Source organism: Micromonospora sp. NPDC006766, assembly GCF_040636055.1.
Lineage (GTDB): Bacteria > Actinomycetota > Actinomycetes > Mycobacteriales > Micromonosporaceae > Micromonospora.
Window position 1 is genome coordinate 82,164 of record NZ_JBEYIX010000020.1, and the last position, 10,526, is coordinate 92,689.

Genomic DNA, 10,526 nt, shown 5'->3' on the forward strand with positions numbered 1-10,526 from the left:
GCACACGGAAACGACCAGCGAGCGGGTGTGTGCACTGCCGATCACCCTGGGTCGAGACAGCGGCGCGGCGGCGGTGGTGCTGGACGACCACAGCGTCTCCCGGCGGCACGCGCGCCTCGAGATCGTCGACAACGATCTGGTGCTCACCGATCTGGGCAGCACCAACGGCACCTACGTGAACGACGAGCGGGTGACGCGCCGGGTGCTCGTCCCCGGGGATCGGCTGCGGATCTGCCGATACGAGCTGACGTGGACGTTCCTCGACCCGAACGCGACGATGATCTTCGACGGGTCTCGGACCTTGCTGCGGCCGGTGGCGCCGCCGGGCGTCGCTGCACGACGGGTGGTGGAGGCCGCCGAGGCGCACAACCGGCAGGTCGGGCACGAACTGGACGGATTCCTGTCGCTCGCGCACGGATTTCTGCCGGTCGAACCACCGTTGCTGGCCTTCCCGGACTCGCACCGGGCCTGGGACGACATGACCGACCGGCTCCCCGACCTGTTCCGTCGGCTCACGCTGCGCAGAGCGTTCGACGCGATGCCGGTGCTCGACGCCAGGCCCGAGGCGTTGCCCGACAGGTACCTGTTGCGCGCCTCGACTTTGCTCGGTGTCTTCGCCCACGCCTATCAGTACATGGCGATCGATCCGCCGACCGCTCTGCCCGACTCGCTGCTGCGACCGTGGACCACAGTCTCGCGCCGACTGGGCAAAAAGACCCCGGCCGTCTCGTACATCGATCTGTTCTTCTACAACTGGCGGCTGCGTGATCCGGCCGGCCCACGGGCGCTGGACAACATGGACCTGCTCGTGCCGACCTGGAACAATGCGGCGGAGCGGGTGTTCTATCTGGTCACCACCGAATTCGCGATGGGGCTCACGCCCGTGCTGGGCGCCATGCTGGCAGCCCAGGAAGCCGTGGTCGCGGACGATCCGGCCGCCTTGGAAGGCGCGCTACTGGTGATCCTCGACCGGTTGCAGCACGTCACGCAGGCCATTTACCCGCAGATCGATCCCAACCCCCGCGCCCGGCACGCGCTCGACCAGGTGCTGTGGGCAAAAACGGTCGGCACCGCCGGTGTTCCGATCTTCGACGGCGCACCGAGCCCGAGCGGCACCGCGCAACCACAGATCCACGCGCTGGACGCGTTCCTTGAGCGCCGAGACTACGGCTCGCTGGTCGGGCAACAGAGCAGCTACCTCGCCGGCTTCTTCCCACGGCACTGGCAGGAGCTGGTGGCGGCGTTGCGCGAGGTGTCGGTGCGCCAGTACGTCGAGGACACCCGCAGCAGCACCCTGCGCGGCATCTACAACGCCGTGCTCGACGCCTATGTGGGTGACCGCGGCTGGATGGGTCTGCATCGCATCAAGGCGTACGGCTTCCTGGAGGTGGCGTTCAAGGTCGGCCGGCAGGTGACCACGGGCGCTCGGTTCACCGGGCTTTTCAAGGACCGAACCTGGGACAAGGTGGACGACGAACTGGCCGTCGTCCGCGAGGAGCGCCGCCTGCCGGTGGGTGCGCCGGTGGTGTTCGGGACCGCTCGTCGGGGTCGGGTCGTCACGGGCGAGTCTGGTGCCTGGACCTGCTATCTGGACATCGACGTCGCCGGGCAGGGCGTGCACCACCTGCCCGGCGACCGGGTCGGTGTGCTGGCGGAGAACGAAGACGAATTGGTGCGCCGCACGGTCGCCGCCCTGCAGGCCACCGGCGACGAGTTGGTGCGGCTCACCCCGAAATGGCGAGCGGCGGTGGCCTGCCGGGAAGGCTACGGCGAGGTCGATGTGCTGCCACTGCGGACGCTGTTGCGCTTCGCTCGGCTCCGACCGATCGGACGGGAAGTGGCGAAACGGTTGGTGAAGCTGACGGCCGTAGGTGCGTGGCAGCGGGTGGTGGACGCCCGCATGGAGGACCAGTGGGAGCTGTGGGATGTCCTGAACCTGTTGTACGCGGGCGGATATGACGTCACCCGGCTGTGGAAGGCCGATGGGACCGAGAATGACGCGTTCTGCGCGGTGATTCCGCCGGAGCCGTTCCGGCTGTACTCGATCGCTTCGGCTCCGCCGCCCGGCGAACCGGCCACCACGCTGCACCTGGTGGTCGCCGGCCTCGGCTACATCTCCGCCCGCACGCCGTGGTCGTATCCGCGGGAACGGCGGGGTGTGGCATCGCATTTCCTGCGGCGGGCGAGCCTCGAGGGCCAACACCGGCTGTCGCTGCAGATCGTCTCCACGCCCCGGTTCCGGCTGCCGGCCGATCCAGCCCGACCCGTCGTCATGTTTGCGGCCGGCTCCGGGATCGCTCCGTTCCTGGGGTTCGTCGCCGCGCGCACCGGACCCGGCGAGAACCGGCTCTATCTGGGGATCCGGACACCGGACGAATTCGTCGAGCGCACCGACCTGGATGCGGCAGCGGCCGCGGGCCGGCTGAAGTTCACCGTCGCGTTCTCCCGCGCCGGTGCCGCGATCGAATTCGATGGCCGGCGCCACGTCGTCCGGGCCGGGCAGCGACGCCGGGTGGACGACGTGATCCGCGCCGAGGCGGATGCGCTCTGGGAGCTGTTGCAGCCCACCGAAGAGGGCGGCCGCGGCGCATTCGTTTACGTGTGCGGCAGTTCACGGTTCGCCGTCTCCGTGCTCCAGGCGTTGACCGACGTCGTGCCCGGCGACGGCCGCGAATTCCTCCGCCAACTGGTGGCCGACGGACGTCTCGCCGAGGACGTCTTCACCACCTATCTGGGCCACGCGCAGCAGACCCCCCGCTTCGAGGTGTCGGATCTGGTGCGGCACGACACCTCCGACGCGGGTTACTGGATGGCGATCGGCGGCGCGGTGATCGACGTCAGCGAATTCATTCACCTGCACGTCGGCGGTCCACACATCATTCGCAATTACGTCGGGATGGACGCGACCGCGGCATATCGAAAAGTGCTGCACCACGCGCACGCCGAGATCGACTCCCAACTCTCGATGTACCAGATCGGCCATCTGCGCCGGCTGCAGTTCGGCGCGCGCTGGGGCGTGGTGCTCACCGAGGACGGTCTGCACGCGCTGCCGCTGGAAGAACTGTTCCGGACCTGGGTGCGGTTCGTGTACATGCTGGTCGGCATGGGAAATGCCCTGACCGCCGACTACGGATTCACCACCTCGGTCACGACCCTCGGTGAAGACCCCCGAGAGCTGACGCCCTTCAAGGCGCAGTACATCATTGAGGGGCACCGACGGTTCCTGGTCAGTTACCTGGACGGGCTGCTGCACAACGACCTGCGCACCCTGTGGCAACTCACCGTCGGCTTCTGCGACCCGCAGCTGGACATCCGGTCCTTCGACGCCGGCCTCGCCGCCATGTCGACGCGGCCGGACGTCACGCTGGTGCGGCAATCCGTCTCCGCCGTCAAGGAGCTACTGCTGGCGGGAGACAACCTCGGGCGGGTCACCCCGCTGTGCCGCACGTACGCGCACGCCGACGTCCAACTGCTACGCGACCTGAAAACCGCGGTGCTGGAGGGTATTCGGGCGTTCGAGATCCACGAGGCCAGCGTCGTCGAGCAGGCGGGCAGCACACTGCTGAACGCGACGCGCGAGGCGCTCGCCGCGGTCTCGGCCTACTACCAGCGCCTCGCCGGGCAGACCCGTGGTCACGGCATCACCGCCGACGGTGCGGTCGAGGAGGCGATCCCGGTCGACCGGGGCCTGCCCGGCCATGGCGGTCCGCTACTCCTTTCCGATTGACGCCCATGCTGGATCTCGCGGACCGGCCGGAACGGGAGTGCACGTGCCAGTGTCGCGATACGACGATCCAGCATCATGGTTGAGCTTCCACCCTGGGACCAGCCGTCTGTCCTCGGCCAGCCGGGCGGCCAGCACCTCGGCGTCCCGGCCGACCCAGCCGAGCACCGCCGAGCCGCGGGTGCGCTGCCAGGGCAGGCCGAGGAAATAGAGCGGGGTGAACAGGGTCAGCGAGTCCCAGCGCTGCCGCCAGGCGTCGCCCACCCGGGCGTGCGCGTCGAGCATCGCGAACGGCACGCCGGCACGGCGCAGGTGATAGCCGAGCGCCAGCCCGGCCTGCCCGCCCCCGACGATCACGGTGTCCAGGTCCATCGGTCCGTCTCCTCACGCGACCTGGTGGCCGGCCTCGCCGATGGCCGCCACGACGGCGGCCCGGTCGGCGTCCCCGTCGACCCGGACGGTCCGGGCCGCGAGGTCCACCTCCACGCCGTGGACCCCGGCCACCTGGCCGACCTCCTCCCGGATCGCCTCGACGCAGCGGCCGCAGCTGATGTTCGGCACGGAAAGCACGAGCTGGTTCACGGGTTCACTCCTTCGTCCGGTGAGCCGCCGAGGTGGCGACCCGGCAGCCCGAACCGTGCCGGTGGGCGCTGTCCGCGCCCTGTCGCGTACGCCGGAAGGGGGTGACGGGGCGCGGACAGCGGGCGGACAGCGGCGGCCGGGAGCGTGGCGACACCGACCCGCAGCGGCGGGCGGGAGGCAGCCAGGGCGCCTGCGACGCCCCGGTACGAAGGGAGCAGTGCGATGACGACACCGACCGTCGCCTCCGGCACGCTGGACATCGGCGGGATGACCTGTGCGTCCTGTGTCCGGCGGGTGGAGCGGGCGCTGGGCCGGGTCGAGGGTGTGGAACGGGCCGAGGTCAACCTGGCGACGGAGACGGCGAGCGTCGGCTACGACCCCGCCCGGGTGAGCCCGGCGGCGCTGATCGCCGCGGTGGAGCGCGCCGGCTACACCGCCACCGTGCACGCCGACGAGCCGCCCCGGCCGGGCCGCGCGCCGCAGTCCCCGACCCCCGACGCCGACGACGCCGAGCGGGCCCGGGCGCAGGAGCGGGAGGTCACCCGGCTCAAGCGGATCTGGCAGCTCACCCTCGCCACCGGCCTGTCGATGATGGTGCTGATGTACGTGCCGCTGTCCATCGACGCGATGGACTGGCTGATGCCGGCGCTGCTGGTCGTCGCGACCGTGGTGCAGTTCGGGGCGGGCCGGCCGTTCTACCGGGCGGCCTGGGCGGCGGCCCGACACGGCGGGGTCAACATGCACACCCTGGTCGCCCTCGGCACCACCGTCGCCTACGCCTACAGCGCCTTTGTCACGCTCTGGCCGGCGGCGGCCGAACGGCTCGGCCTGCCGCTGCACGTCTACTTCGAGATCTCCGTGGTGGTCATCGCGCTGGTGCTCTGCGGCCGCTGGATGGAGGCCCGCGCCCGGCGGCAGACCGGCGCGGCGATCGGCGCCCTGCTCGGGCTGCGCCCCCGCACCGCCCGGGTGCTGCGCGACGGCGTCGAGACCGAGGTGCCGGTCGAGTCGGTCGTGGTCGGCGACCTGGTCCGGGTCCGCCCGGGCGAGCAGGTGCCGGTGGACGGCGCCGTCGCCGACGGCGCGTCCACGGTGGACGAGAGCATGCTGACCGGCGAGAGCATGCCGGTGTCGAAGACGGTCGGGGACGTGGTCATCGGCGCCACCGTCAACCGGACCGGGTCAATGGTGCTGCGGGCCACCGCCGTGGGCCAGGACACCACCCTCGCCCAGATCGTCCGCCTGGTCCAGCAGGCGCAGGGCGCCAAGGCGCCGATGCAGCGGCTGGTCGACACGGTCTCCGCCTGGTTCGTCCCGGCGGTGATCGGGCTGGCCCTGCTCACCTTCGGCGTCTGGGCGGTCGCCGGGCCCGACGACGGGCGGCTGACCCTGGGCATCGGCACCGCGATCGCGGTGCTGATCATCGCCTGCCCGTGCGCGCTCGGCCTGGCCACCCCGACGGCGATCATGGTCGGCACCGGCAAGGCCGCCGAACTGGGCATCCTCATCTCCGGCGGCGACGCCCTCGAACAGGCCCGGCGGGTCACCACCGTGGTGTTGGACAAGACCGGCACGCTCACCCGCGGCCGTCCCGACGTTACCGTCGTCCACACCGTCGACGGCGTCGACGCCGACCGGCTGCTGGCGTACGCGGCGGCGGCCGAGACCGGCTCCGAGCACCCGCTCGGCGAGGCCATCGTCCGGCACGCCCGCGCCCGTGACCTGTCCGTCCCGGCGGCGGACTCCTTCGAGGCGGTGCCCGGCCACGGCGTTGAGGCGCGGGTCGACGGCCGCAGCCTGCTTATCGGCAACCCGGCCCTGATGCGCCGTCACAAGGTCGACGTCAGCGCCCTGTCGAGGGAGGCCACCGCGGTCGCCGCCGCAGGTGGCACCCCGGTGCACATCGCCCTCGACGGCCGGCTCGCCGCCGTGCTCGGGGTGGCCGACACCGTCCGGCCCGAGGCCGCCGAGGCGGTCGCCCAGCTCCGGGCGCTGGGCCTGCAGGTGTGGATGCTGACCGGCGACAACCGCATCACCGCCGAGGCGGTGGCCCGAGAGGTCGGCATCGAGCACGTCATCGCCGACGTCCGCCCCGAGGAGAAGGCCGCCCGGGTCGGCGCTCTGCAGTCGCGGGGCGCGGTGGTGGCGATGGTCGGCGACGGGATCAACGACGCGCCGGCGCTGGCCCGCGCGGACCTGGGCATCGCCATCGGCACCGGCACCGACGTGGCGATCGCCGCCTCCGACATCACCCTGGTCGGCGGGGACCTGCGCGGCATCGTCTCGGCGATCGCGCTGTCCCGGCGTACGGTCACCACGATCAAGCAGGGGCTGGGCTGGGCGTTCGGCTACAACGTGCTGCTCATCCCGGTGGCCGCCGGGGTGCTCTACCCGGCCTGGGGCATCCTGCTCGACCCGTCCCTCGCCGCCGCCGCGATGGCGATGAGCTCGGTCAGCGTGGTCACCAACGCGCTGCGGCTGCGCCGGTTCCGCCGGCCGGAGACCGCCGCCGCGCTGCGGCCCCGGCCGGCTGCCCGGATCGGTGACTGGGCGTACCTGACCGGGGTGGCCGCCCTCGCGCTCGCCGTGGGCGCCGGCTTCACCGCGCTGAGCCGTACCGACGCCGCCGCGCGCGGCATGAACGGGGTGCTGGCCTGGGCGCAGGGCACCGGCATGCCGATGCGGCCGGCGATGAGCACCATGATGACCGCCGAGACCCGACCGGTGCCCGCCGAGGAGGCCGGGCTGCGGGTCGACGTCCGGACGCCCGCCGAGGTGCCGCCCGGCCAGCCCGCCACGCTGCGGATCCGGGTCGTCGACGCGAAGACCGGCCGACCGGTCCGCGACGTCGGGCGCAGCCACGAGGCCTGGATGCACCTGATCGCCGTCCGCGACGACCTGGCCAGCTTCGCCCACGTCCACCCGCAGCCGACCGACCGGCCCGGCGAGTTCGACGTCACGCTCACCTTCCCCACCATCGGCCGCTACCTCGTCCACGTCGAGTTCCGGCGCAAGGGCCAGCTCACCGACGTGCTGCAGCGGCGCTACGTGGTGGTCGGCGACCCCGCCGACGTCATCCACCAGCGGCCGACGGTGTCCGGGCGGCAGCAGGTCGTCGACGGCGTCCAGGTGACTCTGGACGGGACCGCGAACGTCGGCCGCAGCAGCTTCACCTACCGCTTCGCCGACCCGGCCACCGGCCGGCCGCTGACCGGGCTGCGGCCGTACCTCGCCGCCGCCGGACATGTGGTGATCATGTCGGCGGCGGGCGACACCTTCGCCCACGAGCACGCCGAGACCTCCGACGCCGACGGCCGGCCGGTCTTCGCGCTGCCCGGCCAGACCTACGGGCCGGACCTCGACCTGCACGTCGACTTCCCCCGCCCGGGCCGCTACCGGCTCTGGGGCCAGTTCCGCCTGGCCGACGGCCACGTGATCACCGTGCCGTTCACCGTCGACGCCCGCTGACCATCCGTCACTCCTGGAAGGAAAGACTCATGCAGATCGCCGTCCTGCTCTTCGACCGGTTCACCGCACTGGACGCCGTCGGCCCGTACGAGGTGCTCGGCCGGCTCCCCGGCGCCCGCACCGTCTTCGTCGCCGACCAGGCCGGGCCGGTCACCACCGACACGGGTAGCCTCGCCCTCTGCGCCACCGCCACCCTGGACGAGGTGACCCACCCGGACGTGCTGGTCGTTCCCGGCGGCCCCGGGCAGATCGCCCGGATGACCGACACCCGGCTGCTCGACTGGCTGCACGCGGTGGACGCCGGCACCACCTGGACCACCTCGGTCTGCACCGGCTCGCTGCTGCTGGCCGCGGCCGGGCTGCTCGCCGGCCGCCGGGCCACCTCGCACTGGCTGGCCCTGGAGCAGCTGCCCACCTTCGGGGCGCTGCCGACGCCGGAGCGGGTCGTCGTGGACGGCAAGTACGTGACCGCGGCCGGCGTCTCCGCCGGCATCGACATGGCGCTCGCGCTGGCCGGCCGCATCGCCGGGGACGCGGTCGCCCAGCTGGTCCAGCTCGGCATCGAGTACGACCCGCGGCCGCCGTACTCCGCCGGGTCGCCGGGTACTGCGCCGGCGCGGCTGGTCGCCGCGCTGCGCGCCAACCCGGAGCGGGTGCTGGGCTGACGGCTGCCGCCCGGGTGCGCGCTCGCGCGCTCACCCGGGCGGCAGCCCCTGGGGCCGGCGGACCGGCCCGCACGTGGGCTCAGTGCCGGGCCACGTAGACGGTGTTCGCGGCCTCCCGGCGCTGCAGCGGGTTCGGAAAGCGGACGACGTGCGCCACCGAGGTCGGGAACACCTCGGTCAGCACCCGCTGGAACGCCGAGTCGGGCGGGTCGTTGGACCAGAGCGCGAACACGCCATCCGGGTGCAGCAGTGCGGCGAGCCGGCGCAGCCCGTCCACCGTGTAGAAGGCGGCGTGACTGGGATGCAGCACCTGACGGGGCGAGTGGTCCACGTCGAGCAGCACCGCGTGGAAGCGCCGGCCCGGCGACTCCGGGTCGAGGCCGGCACCGCCGGCGACCGCCGCGAAAAAGTCGGCCCGCACCAACCGGGTACGCGGGTCCGCGGCCAGCCCGGCGGTGAACGGCAGCAGGTCGCGCCGGTGCCAGTCGATCACGTCCTCGATCGCCTCGACCACCAGCAACGAGTGGACCCGGGGGTCCTCCAGCGCGGTCCGCGCGGTGTAGCCCAGCCCGAGCCCGCCCACCACCACGTCCAGGGCGTCCCCGGTCAGCTGCGCCAGCCCGAGCCGGGCGAGTTCGATCTCCGCGACCGGGAAGAGGCTGGACATGAGGAACTCGTCGTCGAGCTTCACCTCGTACACGTCGACGTCGAGTGACGGGTCGCGCCGTCGGCGCAGGCTGATCGCCCCGATCGGCGTCTCCCGCCAGGCCAGTTCTTCGAATCGCGCCGCCACCGTGGTGGTCCTCTCCGCCGGTCCGTGACCGGATGTTACCGGCCCGTCGAAGTGCGGCCGGGCCATCCGACCTGTTGCACCGTTTTTCGGAGCGGTGGGCATCGCTCGCCCCACGCCGGGTACACCTGCGGCGACTCCAGCTCGGCTGGGGAAGGAGCGGAGCGTGGCGGAGATGCTGGCCGGTCGGCTGCACGTGGCCGAGCGGGCGTTGCGGATGGAGACGGTGCCGGTGCCCGAGCCGGGACGCGGGCAGGTGCGGATCCGGGTGGCCGCCGCCGGGGTGTGCCTGTCGGACGTGCACCTGATCGACGGCACCCTGACCCCGTTGTACCTGGCGGGCGACGTGGTGACCCTCGGGCATGAGGTCGCCGGCACCGTGGACGCGCTCGGCGACGGGGTGCGAGGCTGGCAGCCGGGCCAGCGGGTGCTGCTCCAGGCGGGGGAGCGGGACCGCTTCGGCCTCGTGCTCACCCGCGGCGTCGACTACGACGGCGGCTGGGCCGAGTACGCCCTGGCCCGCGAGGACACCCTGGTCCCCGTCCCGGACCTGCTCCCGTTCGAGCAGGCCTGCATCATCCCGGACGCGGTCTCCACGCCCTGGGCGGCGATCACCGACACCGGGCGGGTCCGGCCGGCGGAGGCGGTCGCGGTGTGGGGCGTCGGCGGGCTCGGCGCGCACGCGGTGCAGCTGCTGCTGCTGATCGGCGCGGCCCCGGTGATCGCCGTGGACCCGCTGCCGGCGGCCCGGGACCGGGCGATCGCCCTCGGCGCGGACCTGGCCCTCGACCCGAAGGACGGCGGTTTCAAGGACGCCATGCTGGAGCTGACCGGCACCCGGGGGCTGGACGTCGCGTTCGATTTCGCCGGCGTCAACGCGGCCCGCGAGCAGGCCATGACCGTGCTCGGCCGGCACGGCCGGCTGGTGCTCGCCGGCATCGCCAACCAGCCGGTCAGCATCCCGTCGGACAGCCGGTTCAGCTACAACCGGCAGGTGGTGCTCGGCCACTACGGCTCGGAGGCCGAGCACGTCGGGCAGTTGGTGACGCTCACCGGGCTGGGCCGGCTCGACCTGTCCGCGTCGGTCAGCGACGTGCTGGCCCTCGCCGACGCGCCGGAGGCGGTGCGCCGGGTCGGGGACAAGCAGGGCAATCCGATCCGGCTGATCCTGCGCCCGTGAAACCCGGCCCGCGTGCAAGGAGGGGCCCCTTATTAACAGACGTCTGTTAATAAGGGGCCCCTCCTTGCACTTCAGGCGGGGGGGGGGGTCGCCCCCACCACCGGGTGGAGGGCGGGA

7 protein-coding genes are annotated in these 10,526 nt (G+C 72.5%); 4 read left to right on the forward strand and 3 right to left on the reverse strand.

Features of this window, described 5'->3' with window-relative positions; translation table 11 throughout:
• Window positions 1–25 precede the first annotated feature (25 nt).
• Entirely contained in the window at window positions 26–3,727 is a 3,702-nt protein-coding gene (locus ABZ671_RS18370; RefSeq protein WP_357858997.1) for an FHA domain-containing protein, read from the forward strand.
• Here ABZ671_RS18370 and ABZ671_RS18375 read toward each other — a convergent pair.
• Both ABZ671_RS18375 and ABZ671_RS18380 read right to left on the reverse strand, forming a co-directional pair.
• Entirely contained in the window at window positions 3,710–4,096 is a 387-nt protein-coding gene (locus tag ABZ671_RS18375; RefSeq protein ID WP_357859000.1) for an NAD(P)-binding protein, read from the reverse strand. The genes ABZ671_RS18370 and ABZ671_RS18375 overlap by 18 nt on opposite strands.
• A 12-nt stretch (window positions 4,097–4,108) precedes the next feature.
• On the reverse strand, window positions 4,109–4,306 hold the full coding sequence (locus tag ABZ671_RS18380; RefSeq protein WP_357859002.1) for a heavy metal-associated domain-containing protein: 198 nt from the start codon (window positions 4,304–4,306) through the stop codon (window positions 4,109–4,111).
• Window positions 4,307–4,528: 222 nt separating this feature from the next.
• On the opposite strand from ABZ671_RS18380, the gene ABZ671_RS18385 reads away from it, so the two are divergent.
• Both ABZ671_RS18385 and ABZ671_RS18390 read left to right on the forward strand, forming a co-directional pair.
• On the forward strand, window positions 4,529–7,774 hold the full coding sequence (locus ABZ671_RS18385; RefSeq protein WP_357859005.1) for a heavy metal translocating P-type ATPase: 3,246 nt from the start codon (window positions 4,529–4,531) through the stop codon (window positions 7,772–7,774).
• 29 nt (window positions 7,775–7,803) lie between these two features.
• Window positions 7,804–8,439, forward strand: coding sequence for a DJ-1/PfpI family protein (locus ABZ671_RS18390; protein WP_357859008.1), 636 nt, complete (start codon window positions 7,804–7,806; stop codon window positions 8,437–8,439).
• A 79-nt stretch (window positions 8,440–8,518) separates the two neighbouring features.
• Here ABZ671_RS18390 and ABZ671_RS18395 read toward each other — a convergent pair whose 3' ends face one another.
• Window positions 8,519–9,232 (reverse strand): spermidine synthase, encoded by a 714-nt coding sequence (locus tag ABZ671_RS18395; protein WP_357859011.1) that lies wholly within the window; start codon window positions 9,230–9,232, stop codon window positions 8,519–8,521.
• A gap of 172 nt (window positions 9,233–9,404) precedes the next feature.
• Between ABZ671_RS18395 and ABZ671_RS18400 the strand changes: the two genes are divergently transcribed.
• Window positions 9,405–10,409, forward strand: a complete 1,005-nt coding sequence (locus tag ABZ671_RS18400) for a zinc-binding dehydrogenase (protein WP_357859023.1) — start codon at window positions 9,405–9,407, stop codon at window positions 10,407–10,409.
• Window positions 10,410–10,526 lie beyond the last annotated feature (117 nt).